This window comes from Ochrobactrum sp. RH2CCR150, assembly GCA_014138095.1.
Lineage (GTDB): Bacteria > Pseudomonadota > Alphaproteobacteria > Rhizobiales > Rhizobiaceae > Brucella > Brucella gambitense.
Genome location: JACGXE010000003.1, coordinates 395,829 through 413,765, shown reverse-complemented (window position 1 = coordinate 413,765; position 17,937 = coordinate 395,829). Strand labels below are relative to the sequence as shown.

The window sequence follows — 17,937 nt, the reverse complement described above, 5'->3', positions numbered from 1 at the left end:
AGCGTATTGGAGCATCCGCCCGATGAATCAGACGAATACCCCAATTTCGCGCTCTCACGCACTATCTCATCCCAAAAGCCCATCAACTTTTCGGGATTGAGATTCGGAAGGCTCTCCATGCAGAATACCTTGAACATCCTCGTTGAACGCTACCCTATCGCTGGAAAATTCACAATTTCTCGCGGGTCAAAGACCGAAGCTGCTGTTGTTGTGTGTGCAATCGGCAACGGTGAGCATCTGGGGCGCGGCGAATGCGTTCCTTATGCGCGCTATGGTGAGAGCATTGAAAGCGTCACTGCCGCGATCGAAGCCGTCCGGGCACAAATCGAAAGCGGCGTAACGCGCCAGGACATCCAGAAGCTGATGCCTGCCGGCGCTGCTCGCAACGCCGTTGACTGCGCCTTGTGGGATCTGGAAGCCAAGATCACTGGCAAACGCGTTGCCGATACGCTGGGCGGTGAGTTCAAGCCGCTGGAAACCGCGATTACCGTTTCGCTGGGCACGCCCGAGGAAATGGCGGAATCGACAGTCAAGGTTGCACATTATCCGCTGATCAAGGTGAAGATGGGCGGCGACAACGACATTGAGCGCATTCGCGCCGTTGCCGCTGCGGCACCGAACAGCCGCATCATCATCGATGCGAATGAAGGTTGGACCGACGCCAATATTGCCGAAAACATGCGAGCTGCTGCCGATGCGGGCGTGATCCTGATCGAGCAACCCCTACCCGCTGGCAAGGATGCAATCCTGAGCCAGATCGAGCGTCCAGTCATGATCTGCGCCGATGAAAGCGTTCATACGTCAGAAGGTCTGGAAGAACTCGCCAAGCGCTACGACGCCGTGAACATCAAGCTCGACAAGGCTGGCGGACTGACCGAAGGGCTGGTCATGCGCGAAAAGGCCATGGGTCTCGGCCTGAAAATCATGGTCGGCTGCATGGTGGGCACATCGCTCGGCATGGCGCCTGCCGTGCTGCTCGCCCAGAAGGCAACGGTTGTGGATCTGGACGGACCGCTGCTCCTTGCGCATGATCGCGATCCGGGCCTTCGCTATGATGGTGCGCTTGTTTATCCGCCGGAAGCGACAGTCTGGGGCTGAGCGGCCTCCTGATAGGTTCGCGAAGGGCGATCACCAGCAATCGAGGTCAAAGCCTCTTCAAAAATGTCGGCACAGGTTTCCCACGTAAAAGGCTTTAGAACCTGCTCGGGATCGAAGGGTTCAAGCTCCAGCGCGGCCATGCAGGCCGCGCGCAAATCCTCGGAAAGAACACCTGCACCCGTCGCGCCGATGACGTCTTTTGATCCCGGTACGGGAAATGCCGCGACAGGCAAGCCTGACGCAATTGCTTCTAGTAGTACGAGACCGAAAGTGTCTGTCCGGCTGGGGAAAACGAAGACGTCTGCCGAAGCATAGGTTTCCGCAAGTGCCTCGCCTTCTCGCTTGCCGACAAATACCGCACCCGGGAAGCGTGATTTCAGATCATCAAGCGCCGGGCCATCACCGACGATCAATTTGGTGCCGGGAAGATCGAGACTGAGAAACGCTGGAAGATTCTTTTCCGTCGCTACGCGCCCAACGCAGATGAAGACTGGCCCCGGCAGATCGCGGTTCACATTGGCGCGAGCGTGGAAGACACCCCGGTCCACGCCACGTGTCCACAGATTGAGACCAGTAAAGCCGCGCTCTTTCAGATCATCCAGAATAGACTGTGTTGGAACGAGGGTATGCGAAGCGGCATTGTGGAAGTGCCGCAGAAATGCGTAGCTCCAGCTCAACGGAACCGGAAAACGCTCCGCCACATATTCAGGAAAGCGCGTGTGAAAACTGGTGGTAAAGCTCCAGCCCATTTTCATGCACGCCTGCCGCGCCATGTAGCCCAGCGGGCCTTCGGTGGCGATATGGATATAATCCGGCTTCATCCGGACGAGCCGCCGCCGAAATGCACCGGGCGTTGTGAGAGCAAGCCTGATCTCGGGATAGGTCGGGCACGGAAACGACTTATAATCGAGTGGCGAAACGACGACCACTTCGTAACCCCGTGCACGCATCATTTCCTGGCATTTGGTCAGTGTCCGAACAACACCGTTGACTTGTGGATGCCAGGCGTCGGTGACGATGACGAGCTTGTTCATCCGGCAATTTTCGCCGCATTACGGGCCGCGCGGGGAAGCCGGACTATTCTGTTATCATCAGCGGAAGTATCGTGAGCAATGGCCTTGCCGCCGGACGATTTTTCGTCGCGCATCTGGGTCCAGCTGACCAGTTCCATACGCCCGTCGAAATGCTCCAGCACTGCTGTACAGCTTTCCACCCAGTCACCGGTGTTGATATATTCAACATCATTCATCTTTTCGATGGTGGCGTGGTGAATATGGCCGCAAATGACGCCATCAACACCGATACGCTTCGCCTCTTCAGACACCACCGTTTCAAACTCACCGATGAAATTGACCGCTTTTTTCACCCGGAACTTCGCCCAGGCCGAAAATGACCAGTAGCGCAGACCGAACAGGGACCGCACACGGTTCATCAATGTGTTGATCCAGATCGCGGTATCGTAGGCCCAGTCGCCGAGATAAGCGATAAAGCGCGCATTGCGCACCACCACGTCGAACTGATCGCCGTGGATCACAAGAAACTTGCGGCCATCCGCCGTCTCGTGAATGGAGCGGTTCATGACTTCGATGCCGCCAAAATGTGTTCCCTGAAAATTACGCAGGAACTCATCGTGATTGCCGGCAATATAGATGATGTTGGTGCCCTTGCGGCTTTTACGCAGCAGCTTCTGCACAACGTCGTTATGTTCCTGCGGCCAGTGCCAGTTGCGCCGCAACCGCCAGCCGTCGACGATGTCGCCGACCAGATACATCGTATCCGCATCATGGTAACGCAGGAAATCGAGAAGCAGGTCGGCCTGTGCGGCCTTGGAACCCAAATGCACATCCGAGATGAAAATCGTCCGGAATTTCTTCGCCTGTGCTGCGTCAGTGCTCATTTTGGTTGTCCCTCTCAATGGCAACCTGAAACTGCATGCAGAGAACCTGATTCATGTCACAGAGGCATGACGGGACTGTAACGCGCATATGACAGCGGCGAACGAGCTGACAGCCATCTGAAAGCTATGATCACCGAATATTGAGCGTGAAAAACACCGAAAAACGCCCCATTCGAGCATGAGAAAAGTGGACACATCACCGCGTCAACCAGAATCCGGTTGATTGCACTTGGTGCTTGGTGGCATGTCTCCATGACCTTTAAAAAAGCAAAGAGGATCGAGCCGTGGATTTGGGCTTGAAAGGTCGCAAGGCAATCGTATGCGCTTCCAGCAAAGGTCTGGGCCGCGCCTGCGCCGAAGCACTGGCTGAAGCAGGATGCGATATCGTGCTGAACGGTCGAAGTGAAGAAACGCTGCTTGAAGCAGCTGAAGCCATCCGCTCAGCCTATGGCGTCAATGTGGTTACTGTGGCTGCTGATGTTTCGACCCCGGAAGGCCAGCAGGCTTTGCTTGCCGCCTGCCCCAACCCCGATATTCTCGTCAACAATAATGGCGGGCCGCCGTTCCGCGACTTCCGCCTGCTCGACCGCGAAGCCATTCTCGATGGTGTGACACAGAACATGGTCACCCCGCTTGAGTTGATCAAGGCCGTCATCGACGGCATGGTCGAACGCGGCTTTGGTCGTATCGTCAACATCACCTCCACTTCGGTCTATGCGCCCATTCCGGGGCTAGACCTGTCGTCCGGCGCTCGTGCCGGGCTGACGGCCTTCCTGGCTGGCGTTGCGCGAACCGTTGCGGGGGCCAATGTCACCATCAACAATATTCTGCCCGGCGCCTTCGATACGGACCGTCTGCGCAAGGGCTTTGCCTTCTCCGCGCAGAAGACCGGCACCACCGCAGAAGCGGAAGCCGCAAAGCGCGCGGCGCGTATCCCGGCCGGACGGATTGGCCAGCCGGAAGAGTTCGGAAAGGCTTGCGCCTTTCTCTGCTCGCAGCATGCAGGCTATATAACGGGCCAGAATCTCGTTATTGACGGCGGCGCTTATCAAAGTGCCTTCTGATGCGGCCACAACATTACAGATAAACTCATTCTCCAAAACGGGCCTAATGGGACGTGAGAGTTTAAGCTAAAACCCAAAGCGCCCGACCCACGTGTTTAAAGGCTCGGTGTGCATGTGATTGCACCCTCCACGCGCCGCTCATCATCCCGGCGGTGCGGAAAAATGGAAAGCGATGCGACTATGACCAAGAAAACTCCTTCCACGCCGACGCGTTCGGACTTCGATGAAGCAGCTCTGTTTTTCCATCGATATCCGAAGCCCGGAAAGCTGGAAATCCAGGCAACCAAGCCGCTCGGAAACCAGCGTGACCTTGCGCTCGCTTATTCGCCGGGCGTGGCCGCGCCCTGCCTCGCTATTCAGGAAGACCCGGCAACCGCTGCCGAGTATACGGCGCGCGGCAACCTCGTGGCGGTCGTTTCGAACGGTACGGCTGTTCTCGGCCTCGGCAATATCGGCGCGCTTGCATCGAAGCCGGTCATGGAAGGCAAGGCCGTCCTGTTCAAGAAATTCGCCGATATCGATGTTTTTGATATCGAAATCGATGCGCTTGAAATCAACCGCGTTGTCGATGTGGTTTCCGCTCTTGAACCGACCTTCGGCGGCATTAATCTGGAAGACATCAAGGCACCGGAATGTTTCGAAGTTGAAGAACAGCTTCGCGCCAAGATGAATATTCCGGTTTTCCATGACGACCAGCATGGTACGGCGATCATCGTGGCCGCCGCCGTGCTGAACGGTCTGGAACTTGCGGGCAAGCAGATTGCAGACGCCAAGATCGTCACCTCGGGTGCCGGTGCGGCGGCTCTCGCCTGCCTCAATCTTCTCGTCAATCTCGGCGCCAAGCGTGAAAACATCTGGGTCTGCGATCTGGAAGGTGTGGTCTATGAAGGCCGCAACACGCTGATGGACCGGTGGAAAGAAATCTATGCGCAGAAGACCGACGCACGCACGCTGGCCGATGTCATTGGCGGTGCGGATGTTTTCCTCGGCCTTTCAGCCGCGGGCGTTTTGAAGCCGGAATTGCTCAATCAGATGGCCGAAAAACCGCTGATCATGGCGCTTGCCAATCCAAAGCCGGAAATCATGCCAGAGGAAGCACGCGCTGCGCGCGCCGACGCCATGATCTGCACCGGACGCTCCGACTATCCAAACCAGGTCAACAACGTTCTTTGCTTCCCATACATCTTCCGCGGCGCGCTCGATGTCGGCGCAACCGCGATCAATGAAGAGATGAAGCTTGCCGCCGTGCGTGCTATTGCATCGCTTGCGCGCGAAGAACCTTCCGATGTGGCCGCCAAGGCCTATTCTGGCGATACACCGACCTTCGGCCCGGATTACATCATTCCCTCGCCCTTCGATCAGCGCCTGATCCTGCGTATTGCTCCGGCTGTCGCCAAGGCTGCGATGGAAACCGGTGTCGCCACGCGCCCGATCGAAGACATGGAAGCCTATCTCGACAGGCTGAACCGCTTCGTGTTCCGCTCGGGCCTCATCATGAAGCCTGTTTTCGCTGCGGCCCGTTCGCAGGACAAGCCGAAGCGCGTTATCTATGCCGATGGTGAAGATGAGCGCGTGCTGCGCGCCGCGCAGGTGGTGATCGAAGAACGTATCGCAGCGCCAATCCTCGTCGGCCGTCCGCAAGTTGTCGAAACACGCCTGCGCCGCTATGGTTTGAAAATCCGTCAGGGCGTTGATTTTGAACTGATCAACCCGGAAGACGATCCACGCTACCGCGACTATGTCGACCTGTACCTGTCTTATACGGGTCGTCAGGGCGTCACGCCGGAAGCTGCCCGCACCATCGTGCGCACCAATTCAACCGCGATTGCGGCACTCGCCGTGATGCGCGACGAAGCGGATGCGATGATCTGCGGTCTCGAAGGCCGGTTCGAGCGCCATCTGCGCGTTGTGCGCCAGATCATCGGCATTGTCCCGGGTATCCGCGATTACTCCGCACTTAGCCTGCTGATTTCGCAACGCGGTGCGCTGTTCCTGACCGACACCTACGTGAATGTCGATCCGAATGCGAGTGAGCTTGCCGAAATGGCAATTCTCGCCGCCAAGGAAATCGACCGGTTCGGTATCGTCCCGAAGGCTGCTCTCGTTTCGCATTCGAACTTCGGTTCGAAGGAAAGTGCCAGCGCGGAAAAGATGCGTCAGGCTGCGGCCATTCTCGCGGAAAAGGCTCCAGACCTCGAATCCGATGGTGAAATGCACGGTGACTCGGCCCTGTCTCAGGCGCTGCGCGACCGCGTGTTCCCGGATTCGCGCCTCAAGGGTGAAGCCAATCTTCTGGTTTTCCCGAACCTCGATGCAGCGAATATCACGCTCAATGTCGTCAAGACCGTCACCGATGCGCTGCATGTCGGCCCGATCCTGCTCGGAGCAGCCCGCCCGGCGCATATTCTGACGCCTTCGGTCACCTCGCGCGGTGTCGTCAACATGACCGCTCTGTCGGTTGTGGAAGCGCTGCAGCGCGCAGGCGAAGCGCCTGCCCGCAAGGCAAAGATTCGCAAGTAAGCATCTTCCAAAACAAGAAAGCCGGCACAGTATCCACTGTGCCGGCTTTTTTATTTCCTATCGGAAATGATCCGATCAGGGCTGTCGGCTTTGCACCTTTTCCGGGCCCATCAGTACCAGAAGGTCGGCCAGTTCTGGCCCGTGAGCCTGTCCAGTCAGCGCCAGACGCAACGGCATGAAGAGCCCCTTGCCCTTGCGTCCCGTTTCCGACTTGACTGCATCCGTCCAAATCTTCCACGTCTGCTGATCCCATGGGCCTGCCGGCAAAAGCGTAAACGCGGCGCGTGCAAATTCGCGATCTTCATCCGACAGTTCCGGCGCTTCCGGCAAATCGCCGGTCACGATCTGCCACCAATGCTGCACATCGCCGAAGCGATCCAGATTGCCGCGCACGGCGAGCCAGAATGGCTCGGCCTTCTCGCTATCAATACCAAGCGCAGTGAGACGCGGCTTGGCGTCTGCAAAAGACATTTCGTGCAGCAATGCGCGATTGAGCGTGTCCAGTTCTGCCGGGTCGAATTTGGCCGACGATTTTGAAATCGACGCCAGATCGAAACGTTCTGCCAGGGCATCCATGGTTGGCGCGGCGGCGACGTTTTCCGACGTGCCGATGAGGATAGCCAGCGAAGCAACCGCCATCGGCTCGTAGCCGTTTTCACGCAGCGAGCCGACCGAAAGCGCACCCGTGCGCTTTGAAAGCCCTTCGCCTGTCGTGGTCGTCAGCAGATTGTGGTGTCCGAAAACCGGCGGCTCAGCGCCAAGTGCACGGAAGATCGCAATCTGCACGCCCGTGTTTGTCACATGGTCGTCGCCACGGATAATATGGCTGACGCCGAGATCGATATCATCCACGACCGAAGGCAGCGTATAGAGATAGGTGCCGTCTTCACGCACCAGCACCGGGTCCGACATGGATGCCAGATCGACTACCTGAGGACCTCGTACCAGATCGTCCCAATGAACTTCGGTGCGCTGCGTTGCAAACGGATCGCTCTCGAAATTCGGCAGCAGGAAACGCCAATGCGGCTTGCGGCCTTCGGCTTCGAAAGCTGCCTTTTCCGCATCGGTGATTTTCAACGCCTCGCGACCGTAAACCGGCGGCAGGCGGCGCGCCAAGCGCAGCTTGCGGCGGCGCTCCAGCTCGTCAGCGGTTTCATAGCAGGCATAAAGCAGCCCTGCGGCCTTCAGCTTTTCCACTGCGCGGGCATAAACATCAAAACGCTTCGACTGATATTCGACGCGGTCCGGTTTAACGCCCAGCCAGTCCAGATCAACGGCAATAGCCTCGGCATATTCCACACGCGACCGTTCAACATCCGTATCGTCATAGCGCAGGATGAATCTGCCGCCGTTTTTCTTGGCGAAAAGCCAGTTAGACAGCGCAGTGCGCGTGTTGCCGATATGAATATAGCCCGTCGGCGACGGAGCGAAACGCACAGTTACAGTCATTTCAAAGGCTTTCAGTCAGTATGTTCAGCGGTCGCGGAAGCGGTTCGTTATGGGATAACGGCGATCGCGTCCAAAATTCTTCCTGGTAATCTTTACACCGGGCGCAGATTGCCTGCGCTTGTATTCAGCCAGATAGAGCAGATGTTCGATCCGTTGCACGGTCTCAACCGGATGACCACGGGCAACAATATCAGCATTGCTCATTTCGTTTTCGACTAGACATTCCAGAATATCGTCGAGCACAGGATAAGGCGGCAAGCTGTCCTGATCGGTCTGGTTCTCACGCAATTCGGCGGACGGTGCCTTGGAGATGATATTGTATGGGATCACCTCGCCTGCCGGTCCGAGCGAACCTTGCGGAACATGGCTGTTGCGCCATTCCGACATCGCATAGACCTGCATCTTGTACACGTCCTTGATCGGATTGAAGCCGCCATTCATGTCACCATAAAGCGTAGCATAGCCGACCGACATTTCCGACTTGTTGCCGGTCGTGACGACCATGGAGCCGAATTTGTTCGACACGGCCATCAGGATCGTGCCACGCGCACGGCTTTGCAGGTTTTCTTCGGTCACACCGCTGTTTGTTCCAGCAAAGAGCGGCTGAAGCGCGCTCATGAAGCCTTCGACCGGTTCAGCGATTGGCACGATATTGTAACGCACACCAAGCGCCTTGGCGCAATCGGCTGCGTCTTTCAGGGATTCATCCGATGTATAGCGATATGGCAACATGATGCAGCGCACACGCTCCGGCCCCAATGCATCGACGCCCATGGCAGCGCAAATTGCCGAGTCGATGCCGCCGGAAAGACCGAGAACGACATCCTTGAAACCATTCTTGTTCACATAGTCGCGCAGGCCCAGCACGCAAGCGGAATAGTCCGTTTCCAGTCCTTCCGGAAGCGTGGCCTTCTCGCCCTCTTCACAACGCCATGTGTCACCGTCACGCCGCCAGATCGTCAAGGCGATCTGCTCGGCAAATTGCGGCATTTGCAGGCACGGGAAATTATTGCCCGGATTGAAAGCGAATGACGCGCCGTCGAAGACAAGCTCATCCTGTCCGCCAACCTGATTGACATAGAGCATCGGTAATTCTGCCAGCAGCACCTGCTTCAGAACCACCTGATAGCGGAAGTCCAGCTTGCCGCGATGATAGGGAGAGCCATTGGGCACGAGCAGGAATTCAGCACCACTTTCGGCAAGTGTTTCCGAAACGCCAAGTTCACCCCAGATATCCTCGCAGATCGGAATACCAATGCGCACGCCACGGAAATTGACCGGGCCGAGCAGCGGGCCAGCCTCGAAAACGCGCTTTTCGTCAAACTCGCCGTAATTCGGCAGATCGACCTTGAACCGCTCGGCGATTACTTCGCCGCCATCCAGCACCATGACCGAATTGTGCAAACCGCTTTCGCGCCGCAAAGGGGTTCCGATGATAACCCCCGGCCCGCCATCCGCCGTATCGGCGGCGAGTTCGCGCACCGCATTCTCGCAGGATGCAACGAAGGATGGCTTCAGCACCAGATCTTCAGGCGGATAACCGGCAATGAACAGCTCTGTGAACAGGATGAGATCGGCCTTCATCTCGGCAGCCTGCGCGCGAGCCGCGCGAGCCTTAACAAGATTTCCGGCGATATCGCCCATGACGGGATTGAGCTGCGCGACTGCAATACGAAGCATAATGAGATTCTCACCAACACTATTTCTGTCAGAGATTTAGCGTGGGAGTGGAAGGGATGCAATGATCGGCACTGCCTCCCCTTGGAAGATTGGTCCCGATTGCTGACAAAACCGACTTAAATTGTTCACGTCACCCGGAGAGTGCAACTCTCAAACTCTGTTGTTCGTCGTAAATCACTTCCCGTCCGTGTTCGGTGTTGTAGGAAGACAACGAATGTAATCCGCCAGTTTTTCATAACTATCACAATGATGCGCATTCGTTTTCGAAGGCGCAGCATCGGCCGCGTGAGCATCGATAAAATAAAGCCCAGCCGAAACTACGAATATCAGCAACAAGAACAGATAAATTATTCTGGTCATTACCTTCTCCTGGATTCATTTCCAAGAGAAGTTACCAGTCAGTACAAATTACGAAATACCAATAACGAAGAAACTATTCGAATGCCAATTATTACAATTAATATATACTCTTTTTAAGCGTAGAAAGCCGATATCAGTACATATCCCCATGTTGCGACGACAAATATAATAGCAATCAGCACAGCTAACGAGCCGCAATCCTTCGCAATCTGGATTTCCTTATGAAAATCGAGTGAAACGGCATCGCATGTCGCCTCGATACCGGTATTCAGAATTTCAACCATCATCAGAAACAGGATCGAGCCGGTCATCAACAGGAAGGCCAGCCACGTTGGCGCTAGGAAGAATGCAACCGGCAAAGAGATCAGGAATAGTACAAGTTCCTGCTGCACAGCCTTTTCATTGCCCGCGAGATATTTCAGCGCCCGCATGGAGTTTAGGAAAGCCAGAAAAATGCGCTGCATAAATACCCCCAAAAGACACTGGTCACGATTTCGCGCTGTTGTCCGAGAATGCTTTAGAGAACTTTGCTTCAAAAGCAACAGGGCGGAGATCGAAACCTCCGCCCTGCGTAACGATAGCTATTTAAGAACTGATCAGGCGCTTGCGACCTGCTTGTCAGCGCCCGCATCACGCTCCTTCTTGAGGAGTTCGGCCAGCAGGAATGCCAGTTCCAATGCCTGATCGGCGTTGAGGCGCGGATCGCAATGCGTGTGGTAGCGGTCCTGAAGATCGTCTGCCGAAATGGCGCGGGCGCCGCCCGTGCATTCCGTGACGTTCTTGCCGGTCATTTCGACATGGATGCCACCCGGATGCGTGCCTTCGGCGCGATGGATCGCGAAGAAGGATTCCACTTCCTTGAGGATACGGTCGAACGGACGCGTCTTGTAACCGCCAGCAGTGATCGTGTTGCCATGCATCGGATCGCAGGACCAGACAACCTTGCGGCCTTCCTTTTCGACAGCGCGGATGAGCTGCGGCAGGTGATCGCCCACCTTATCGTAGCCGAAACGCGCGATGAGCGTCAGACGGCCAGCTTCGTTTTCCGGGTTGAGCAGGTCGATCAGGCGGATGAGATCATCCGGCTGCAACGACGGGCCGCACTTGAGACCGAGCGGGTTCTTGATACCACGGCAATATTCGATATGCGCATGGTCAGCCTGACGCGTGCGATCACCGATCCAGATCATGTGACCGGACGTGCCGTACCAATCACCCGACGTGGAGTCGACGCGGGTCAGCGCTTCCTCATAGCCGAGAAGCAGTGCTTCATGGCTGGTGTAGAAATCCGTCTCGCGCAGCGAATGGTTGCTATCGGAAGTGATGCCGATAGCGCGCATGAAGTGCATCGTTTCGGAGATGCGCTGCGCCAGAGCAGTGTAACGTTCTGCCTGTGGGCTCTTGCCAACGAAGCCGAGCATCCACTGGTGCACGTTTTCCAGATTGGCATAGCCACCCTGCGCGAATGCACGCAGCAGGTTGAGCGTCGCTGCCGACTGGCGGTACGCCATGTCCTGACGCTGCGGATCGGGCGTGCGCGAGGATTCATCGAAATCGATGCCGTTGATGATATCGCCACGGTAGGACGGCAGCTCGATGCCATCCTTCGTTTCCATATCCGACGAACGCGGCTTGGCGAACTGACCGGCAATACGACCAACCTTCACCACCGGCTTGGAAGCACCAAAGGTGAGAACGACAGCCATTTGCAGGAACACGCGGAAGAAGTCGCGGATATTGTCCGCGCCATGTTCAGCGAAGCTTTCGGCGCAGTCGCCGCCCTGAAGCAGGAATGCCTTGCCTTCCGCTACAGCTGCGAGCTGCTGCTTGAGCTTGCGCGCCTCGCCTGCAAAAACCAATGGCGGATAGGTGCGAAGACGGGCCTCAACGTCGTTCAAAGCCTGTGCGTCTGGATAAAACGGCACTTGCTTGATCGGTTTGTTTCTCCAGGAATGCGGGGTCCAGTTCTTCGTCATTAGAGCACCTGTTTTGCGTTATCCGCTCGATAATCCTCGGATTATATCCTCCTTACACGAAAGCCGGAATTCCCGAACATGCAGCAAACACCTGAAGAAGATGCCAGCATATGTCTAAACCCCGGCGTGCGTGGGTCGCGCTGATATAATGCACGCGCGGGTTTTATGCCAGTAGTATTCGTTAATGATATTCACCTGCGGCGAAAGGATCAGCCATCGACCTTTTCGCCGTTTACGACGCGATAACTTGGCTTGTACATGGTGACCAGTTCTTCGGCTGCTGTCGGATGCACTGCCATGGTGCGGTCGAAGTCGTCCTTGGTCGCTCCAGCCTTCAGCGAGATGCCCAGAAGCTGCGCCATTTCACCGGCGTCCGGCCCCATAATATGGGTGCCCAGAACCCTGCGGCTCTTCGCATCGACGACGATTTTCATCAGCATCTTTTCATTGCGGCCTGAAAGCGTGTTCTTCATCGGACGGAACTGCGCGCGATAGATTTCGACTTCCGGATATTTTTTCGCAGCCTGCTCTTCCGTCAGACCGACAGTGCCAATTTCCGGCTGGGAAAAGACAGCGGTTGCGATCAGTTCATGGTCCGGCTTGGTCGGATTGTCCTTGAACACCGTTTCGAGGAAGCACATCGCCTCATGAATGGCCACAGGCGTCAGCTGCACACGGTTGGTGACATCACCGACCGCCCAGATATTGGCGGTGCTGGTGCGCGAATAGTCATCCACTTCGATAGCACCCAGCTTGTCGAGCTTCACGCCAGCAGCTTCGAGACCGAGGCCGTCGGTGTTGGGCATGCGGCCAAGCGCCAGCATTGCCTGCCCGGCTTCAAGCGTTTCGCCATTCGACAGCGTGATCGACAACAGACCGTTTGCCTGCTTCGCAACGTTTTCGAACACCGCCTCACAAATGATGCGAATGCCCTTGGCTGCCATGGTTTCATGCAACAGATGGCGCACATCGCCGTCGAAACCGTTCAGAATTTCCTTGCCGCGATAGACAAGTGTGGTTTCCACGCCAAGACCATGGAAGATATTGGCAAACTCCACGGCGATGTAGCCGCCGCCCGCGATGACAATCGCCTTGGGCAATTCTTCCAGATGGAAGGCTTCGTTGGAACTGATGCATAGCTCATGGCCGGGCAGAGCCTCATGCGGGTTCGGACGACCGCCTGTGGCAACCAGAATATGCTCGGCCGTAACCCGACGCCCATCGGCCTTCAGTTCGACCGTATGCTCATCGACGAGCACCGCGCGGCTTGCGAAAATTTCGACTTTCGAATTCTCCAACCCCTTCCGATAAAGACCTTCCAGACGGTCAATTTCCTTGTCCTTGGCGGCAATGAGCTTCTTCCAGTCGAAGCTGCTCTCGCCCACGGTCCAGCCGTAACCGACCGCATCCTCGAAATGCTCGGGAAATTGCGAGGCATAGACAAACAGCTTTTTCGGCACGCAGCCGCGAATGACGCAAGTGCCGCCCATGCGATATTCTTCCGCCAGACCGACCTTTTTGCCCATGGCGCCTGCAAGACGGCCTGCACGCACACCGCCGGAACCGCCGCCGATAACAAAGAGGTCGTAGTCGTAGCTGGCCATGGGAATTCTCCTTATGAATCGCGGTGCCGGAATGCCCGAGGCCTTTCCGGCAGGATTCTGCGTCAACAACAGATTCGGCTGATATGTAAGCAAAAGAAAAAGCCCGGCCAAGTCGCCGGGCTTTCAATTTTTTTTCATGCTGATTGCAAATTACTGCTGAGCGGGCTGTTCCGCCGGCTGAGCGGCAGTGGAACCAGCCTGAGCGGCCAGAACTTCTGCAACGTCGCGGGCGAGGTCACGAGCAACGCCATTCTGCCAGACATTGGCGGCCTTCACGACTTCGCGGGTCACGATCGGGCCTTCCGACAGCAGCTTCTTGCCAGCTGGCGAGGTGTAGAAGGTCGAGATTGCCTTCAGTTCCTCTTCCGAAAATGCCTTTGCATAAGCGCGAGCGGATTCGGTTTCGAGGTCCGAACGGCGGGAAGCCAGAGCCAGAGCCTTTTCATCGACGGTCTTGGTGATCAGACCTTCGAGGTTCGGGTCCTTCTGGATCAGCTCGCCCTTGAGCGCACGGGCTGCGTTCGGCAGAATCTCGTCGAACTGTTCTGTTGCGTGGATCGCGGAGATCGCTTCGCGGGCAGCCTGCAGATGGGCATCAGTGATTTCCTGCGCCGAAGCCGCATGAACGCCGGCCATCAGGGCGAATACGGAAAGCGGTGCAATCAGACGACGAAAGCCAGTTGCCGGGATCATATGGTCAATACTCCGTTCAATCAGTTCAACACCAGTTGTAGCACTGGCAGTTCAAGACCGGTTCAGGGTTCGAATGCCGTCGGTTCCGGCAATTACTGCCGCACGCGCCAGCCCGATGAAAAGTCCGTGCTCGACAACGCCGGGAATGGCGAAGAGAGCGTCAGATAGTGTCTTTGGCTCCGGAATGCGGCCAAAAGATGCATCGACGATGTAGTGTCCACCATCTGTTACAAAAGGCGAACCATCTTTTAAACGCAGGTTCAGCGGGCCTGCAAGGCCGCATTTCGTGGCTGCCGCCTCGATTGCGCGCATCGTTGCGCCAAGACCGAAACGGTTGACCTCGATGGGAAGCGGAAAACGACCCAGCGTTTCCACAACTTTCGACTGGTCTGCAATGACGATCATAGCGTCGGAAGCCGCGGCCACGATCTTTTCGCGCAACAACGCACCGCCGCCGCCCTTGATGAGCGAAAGCTCGCCATTGACTTCATCAGCGCCGTCAATCGTCAGATCGAGATGCGGAGTTTCTTCCAGTGTAGTGAGCGGAACGCCCAGTTCCTGACACAGGCTTGCAGTGCGTTCAGATGTCGGCACGCCGATGATCCTGAAGCCGCCCTGCACTTTCTCAGCCAGCAAGCGCACGAATTCTTCTGCCGTGGAGCCGGTGCCGATGCCGAGACGCATACCGTCCCTGACATGCGTCAGTGCCTCGGCTGCGGCGGCGATCTTCAGCTTGCGTGCTTCGTCCATGAAAGAAATCCTAGCATATCCTCCGGGTTGACCCGGCGGATTCTCGTCCCAATTCGGTTCGCCTCTAGCACGCGTAGGCATCACAACAAAGCATCTATTTAAATATGACGCAGAATTTCACATCTGCGCGACTGAAGAGCCCGGCCTTGAGCCGCCGAGCGCTATCGGCTACGAATGCCTGACATCATTTTATACGAGAGAGACAGTATGTCCGTTGCCAGTGCCAAGCCCATCATCGTTTTCGATCTCGACGGCACGCTCGTCGATACCGCGCCGGACCTTCTCGACAGTCTCAATCATTGCCTGTCCATTTCAGGCCTCAAGGCGGCAGATCGCGCAGCTTTGCGCCGCTTTGTCGGTCAGGGCGGACGCACCATGATCGAGCGCGCCTTTGCCGCCCAGCAGACGCAGATTGATGAAACGCGTCTCGACCAGCTGGTGGAAGAGTTTCGCGAGCATTATGCAGACAATATGCCGGGACATTCCACCTTTTTCCCCGGCGTGCTGGAAGCGCTTGACCGGTTTCAGGCACATGGCTTCGAACTGGCCGTCTGCACGAACAAGTTCGAATCTCTTTCGGTCAAGCTGCTGACCTCGATGGGCGAAGCCGCGCGCTTTGCTGCCATTTGCGGCGCAGACACCTTCGCCTGGCGCAAGCCGGATCCACGCCATCTCACCGACACTATTGCCCGCGCAGGTGGCAATCGGGATCGCGCGCTTATGGTTGGCGACAGCCGCACAGATATCGACACAGCCAAAGCTGCAGGTATTCCCGTGGTGGCCGTCGATTTCGGCTATACCGACCTTCCGGTCCAGCATTACGAACCGAGCCGCGTGATTTCGCATTATGACGAGTTCACCCTCGAAATGGCTGAACAGCTGATCGACGCGGTCGCAGACCCCGTCTGAAAGGATAAAGAACGGTGAAAAATACAGTTTTTCAGTTTGTTACGCTGGCTTTTTCAACTGTTCTGGTATCAGGCGCTTTCGCTCAGGAAAAATCTGCGCCCGGTCTTCCGGGCGTTGAACCGCAAAAGCCGCTCGTCTCGGCTCCGCCGCCCGCCCCGGAGCCGGATGGAACGCCAGCAGGCAGCTGGAAGAATTTTCGGGTCGGCAACACGGATGTCTCTGTCTCGGGCGACATCATCATCGATGTCGGCACTGGCAGAGGCGGTTCCCGTCACCGATAATCCTTAGCTTCTCGCTGCAACCGCCAATGCCGACCAGACGGCTGGCAGCAGGTCGGGCAAGTCTTCTGCAATCAATCCGTGACCGAAGCGCCGACCGGCATCGGCATGCGCCCAGACAGCAGCGCAGGCAGCTTCAAAGGGCGGCATTCCCTGCGCCAGCAATCCGCCCACAATGCCTGCCAGAACATCGCCAGACCCGGCGGTCGCCAGAAGCGGTGTTCCATTCGCATTGATCGCGGCGCGACCATCCTGTGAGGCGATGACCGTATCCGGTCCCTTATAGATCACCACCGCATTGGCAAGGGCAGCAGCTTTGCGCGTCTTGTCCAGCTTTGACGCATCTTCACTCGCGACATCTGGGAAGAGCCGACGGAACTCCCCTTCATGAGGCGTCAGAACAAGCGCAGTCTTTGCATCTTTTCTGACCTCGAACAGTTCACGCGGGTTCTTTTCAAATGCAGTTATGCCATCCGCATCCAGCACAAGCCCTTTAAGCGCGGGAAACGCCGATGCCGAACCTGCGGCCAGCATGAGCGCATGCTCGCGTGCGAGAACCGCATTTCCATAGCCGGGGCCGAGCACAACTGATGCGACTTTTCGATCAGCGACGAAATCCCGCACATCTTTGGCGCTGCGGGTTTCACGCACCATAATGCTGGTGACATGGGCCGCATTGATGGACACGGCGTCTGGCGGCGACAACAGCGTTACGGCTCCCGCACCGCTTCTGGCCGCAGCCAGCGCCGACAGCCGCGCTGCCCCTGTGGCGTGCATCCCGCCGGAAAAGACCGCGACATGGCCACGGCTGTATTTATGCGCGTTGACGTTCAGGACTGGCAGGTTTTCAAGCCACAATCCGGGGGCATTTTCATGCGCCTGCGGGTGAATAGTGTCCAGAACGCGATCCGGAATTCCAATATCCGCAACATGAAGAACACCGCATAAGGCCCTGCCCGGCTGCAATAAATGGCCGGGCTTCTTGCGAAAGAATGTGACCGTCGCACGCGCCTTGACGGCCACGCCCAGTGTCTGCCCGCTGGCGCCCGACACACCGCTTGGCAAATCGACGGCGACAACCGGAATGTCAGAAGCGTTGATGGCGTCGATGGCCACGCCTTCCGCACCGTGAACGCCGCGGGTCAGTCCCGCACCGTAAATGGCGTCGATGACGCCGGAAAAACTCGCGGGCGAAAATTCGTTGATGCTGCGCACCTCGCCTTTGTGAAACAGCGAGGCCCGAAGCGCATCAGAGCCCTTTCGTGGCGGCGCGACACTGAAGCACACAACTTCAAAACCCGCTTCCAGAAGATATTGTGCTGCGACATAACCGTCACCGCCATTATTGCCCGACCCGCACAAAACCGCGACAGGTCCCTTGTTGGTGAACATGCGCCGTGCGACATCCGCAACGGCCCGTCCAGCCGCCAACATCAGGGAAAAGCCGTCTCGCACGCCATTATCCATGGTCCAGCGGTCCGCTGCAGCCATTTCATCGGGCGAAAGCAATTCCAACATAACGCACCTGTTTCGTAAGACGGATTTTGCGGTGATTAAACACGCGCCACTGGGCTTTGTGCAAGAGAGCCTATATTTGTCGCAAATTGATTACTTTTTAATCATACATTCATTATCGGGATCACTCTTCCACACCCCGGC

General features: G+C 56.9%; 16 protein-coding genes. 5 read left to right on the top strand and 11 right to left on the bottom strand.

What is annotated here, in order from left to right; all coding sequences use genetic code 11:
• Nucleotides 1–117 precede the first annotated feature (117 nt).
• A complete protein-coding gene (dgcA, locus tag FHW03_RS09500) occupies nucleotides 118–1,098 on the top strand; it encodes an N-acetyl-D-Glu racemase DgcA (RefSeq protein WP_182520391.1) in 981 nt (326 codons plus the stop codon).
• Here dgcA and FHW03_RS09495 read toward each other — a convergent pair.
• Both FHW03_RS09495 and FHW03_RS09490 read right to left on the bottom strand, forming a co-directional pair.
• A complete protein-coding gene (locus FHW03_RS09495; protein ID WP_182520390.1) occupies nucleotides 1,068–2,132 on the bottom strand; it encodes a glycosyltransferase family 1 protein in 1,065 nt (354 codons plus the stop codon). The genes dgcA and FHW03_RS09495 overlap by 31 nt on opposite strands.
• Nucleotides 2,129–2,995, bottom strand: a complete 867-nt coding sequence (locus FHW03_RS09490; protein WP_182520389.1) for a UDP-2,3-diacylglucosamine diphosphatase — start codon at nucleotides 2,993–2,995, stop codon at nucleotides 2,129–2,131. The genes FHW03_RS09495 and FHW03_RS09490 overlap by 4 nt, the downstream gene beginning before the upstream one ends.
• Before the next feature lie 284 nt (nucleotides 2,996–3,279).
• Here FHW03_RS09490 and FHW03_RS09485 point away from each other — a divergent pair, with 284 nt between their 5' ends.
• Together FHW03_RS09485 and FHW03_RS09480 are read left to right on the top strand one after the other, a co-directional pair.
• Entirely contained in the window at nucleotides 3,280–4,059 is a 780-nt protein-coding gene (locus FHW03_RS09485) for an SDR family oxidoreductase (RefSeq protein ID WP_182520388.1), read from the top strand.
• Between the two features lie 180 nt (nucleotides 4,060–4,239).
• Complete coding sequence (locus tag FHW03_RS09480; RefSeq protein ID WP_182520387.1) at nucleotides 4,240–6,579, top strand: NADP-dependent malic enzyme; 2,340 nt, start codon at nucleotides 4,240–4,242, stop codon at nucleotides 6,577–6,579.
• Nucleotides 6,580–6,654: 75 nt separating this feature from the next.
• On the opposite strand, the gene gltX is transcribed toward FHW03_RS09480, so the two are convergent.
• The 8 genes from gltX to rpiA all read right to left on the bottom strand — a co-directional run bounded on the left by gltX (nucleotide 6,655) and on the right by rpiA (nucleotide 15,091).
• Nucleotides 6,655–8,028 carry a glutamate--tRNA ligase gene (gltX, locus tag FHW03_RS09475; RefSeq protein ID WP_182520386.1) on the bottom strand — a complete coding sequence of 458 codons (1,374 nt, stop codon included), beginning with the start codon at nucleotides 8,026–8,028 and terminating at the stop codon, nucleotides 6,655–6,657.
• Between the two features lie 24 nt (nucleotides 8,029–8,052).
• Nucleotides 8,053–9,708 (bottom strand): NAD+ synthase, encoded by a 1,656-nt coding sequence (locus FHW03_RS09470; protein ID WP_182520385.1) that lies wholly within the window; start codon nucleotides 9,706–9,708, stop codon nucleotides 8,053–8,055.
• A 174-nt stretch (nucleotides 9,709–9,882) separates the two neighbouring features.
• Nucleotides 9,883–10,068 carry a hypothetical protein gene (locus FHW03_RS09465; RefSeq protein WP_182520384.1) on the bottom strand — a complete coding sequence of 62 codons (186 nt, stop codon included), beginning with the start codon at nucleotides 10,066–10,068 and terminating at the stop codon, nucleotides 9,883–9,885.
• A 113-nt stretch (nucleotides 10,069–10,181) separates the two neighbouring features.
• Complete coding sequence (locus tag FHW03_RS09460) at nucleotides 10,182–10,532, bottom strand: diacylglycerol kinase (RefSeq protein WP_182520383.1); 351 nt, start codon at nucleotides 10,530–10,532, stop codon at nucleotides 10,182–10,184.
• Between the two features lie 132 nt (nucleotides 10,533–10,664).
• Nucleotides 10,665–12,044, bottom strand: a complete 1,380-nt coding sequence (locus tag FHW03_RS09455) for a class II 3-deoxy-7-phosphoheptulonate synthase (protein WP_078338555.1) — start codon at nucleotides 12,042–12,044, stop codon at nucleotides 10,665–10,667.
• Nucleotides 12,045–12,253: 209 nt separating this feature from the next.
• Nucleotides 12,254–13,648, bottom strand: coding sequence for a glutathione-disulfide reductase (gene gor / locus FHW03_RS09450; protein WP_182520382.1), 1,395 nt, complete (start codon nucleotides 13,646–13,648; stop codon nucleotides 12,254–12,256).
• Nucleotides 13,649–13,798: 150 nt separating this feature from the next.
• Nucleotides 13,799–14,341, bottom strand: coding sequence for a DUF2059 domain-containing protein (locus FHW03_RS09445; protein WP_182520381.1), 543 nt, complete (start codon nucleotides 14,339–14,341; stop codon nucleotides 13,799–13,801).
• A 51-nt stretch (nucleotides 14,342–14,392) separates the two neighbouring features.
• A complete protein-coding gene (gene rpiA, locus FHW03_RS09440; protein ID WP_182520380.1) occupies nucleotides 14,393–15,091 on the bottom strand; it encodes a ribose-5-phosphate isomerase RpiA in 699 nt (232 codons plus the stop codon).
• Between the two features lie 207 nt (nucleotides 15,092–15,298).
• Between rpiA and FHW03_RS09435 the strand changes: the two genes are divergently transcribed.
• On the top strand, nucleotides 15,299–16,000 hold the full coding sequence (locus FHW03_RS09435; RefSeq protein WP_182520379.1) for an HAD family hydrolase: 702 nt from the start codon (nucleotides 15,299–15,301) through the stop codon (nucleotides 15,998–16,000).
• A 62-nt stretch (nucleotides 16,001–16,062) separates the two neighbouring features.
• The gene (locus FHW03_RS09430; RefSeq protein WP_182520486.1) at nucleotides 16,063–16,281 is read left to right on the top strand and encodes a hypothetical protein; all 219 of its coding nucleotides are present in this window, start codon (nucleotides 16,063–16,065) and stop codon (nucleotides 16,279–16,281) included.
• 3 nt (nucleotides 16,282–16,284) lie between these two features.
• Here the strand turns inward: FHW03_RS09430 and FHW03_RS09425 are convergent, their stop codons facing one another.
• The gene (locus tag FHW03_RS09425) at nucleotides 16,285–17,796 is read right to left on the bottom strand and encodes an NAD(P)H-hydrate dehydratase (RefSeq protein ID WP_182520378.1); all 1,512 of its coding nucleotides are present in this window, start codon (nucleotides 17,794–17,796) and stop codon (nucleotides 16,285–16,287) included.
• Nucleotides 17,797–17,937 lie beyond the last annotated feature (141 nt).

Excerpts from the sequence above, each read along its gene's own strand:
- dgcA (WP_182520391.1), top strand. The coding sequence starts at position 118 with ATGCAGAATACCTTGAACATCCTCGTTGAACGCTACCCTATCGCTGGA.
- FHW03_RS09495 (WP_182520390.1), bottom strand. The coding sequence starts at position 2,132 with ATGAACAAGCTCGTCATCGTCACCGACGCCTGGCATCCACAAGTCAAC.
- FHW03_RS09490 (WP_182520389.1), bottom strand. The coding sequence starts at position 2,995 with ATGAGCACTGACGCAGCACAGGCGAAGAAATTCCGGACGATTTTCATC.
- FHW03_RS09480 (WP_182520387.1), top strand. The coding sequence starts at position 4,240 with ATGACCAAGAAAACTCCTTCCACGCCGACGCGTTCGGACTTCGATGAA.
- gltX (WP_182520386.1), bottom strand. The coding sequence starts at position 8,028 with ATGACTGTAACTGTGCGTTTCGCTCCGTCGCCGACGGGCTATATTCAT.
- FHW03_RS09470 (WP_182520385.1), bottom strand. The coding sequence starts at position 9,708 with ATGCTTCGTATTGCAGTCGCGCAGCTCAATCCCGTCATGGGCGATATC.
- FHW03_RS09465 (WP_182520384.1), bottom strand. The coding sequence starts at position 10,068 with ATGACCAGAATAATTTATCTGTTCTTGTTGCTGATATTCGTAGTTTCG.
- FHW03_RS09460 (WP_182520383.1), bottom strand. The coding sequence starts at position 10,532 with ATGCAGCGCATTTTTCTGGCTTTCCTAAACTCCATGCGGGCGCTGAAA.
- FHW03_RS09455 (WP_078338555.1), bottom strand. The coding sequence starts at position 12,044 with ATGACGAAGAACTGGACCCCGCATTCCTGGAGAAACAAACCGATCAAG.
- gor (WP_182520382.1), bottom strand. The coding sequence starts at position 13,648 with ATGGCCAGCTACGACTACGACCTCTTTGTTATCGGCGGCGGTTCCGGC.
- FHW03_RS09445 (WP_182520381.1), bottom strand. The coding sequence starts at position 14,341 with ATGATCCCGGCAACTGGCTTTCGTCGTCTGATTGCACCGCTTTCCGTA.
- rpiA (WP_182520380.1), bottom strand. The coding sequence starts at position 15,091 with ATGGACGAAGCACGCAAGCTGAAGATCGCCGCCGCAGCCGAGGCACTG.
- FHW03_RS09435 (WP_182520379.1), top strand. The coding sequence starts at position 15,299 with ATGTCCGTTGCCAGTGCCAAGCCCATCATCGTTTTCGATCTCGACGGC.
- FHW03_RS09425 (WP_182520378.1), bottom strand. The coding sequence starts at position 17,796 with ATGTTGGAATTGCTTTCGCCCGATGAAATGGCTGCAGCGGACCGCTGG.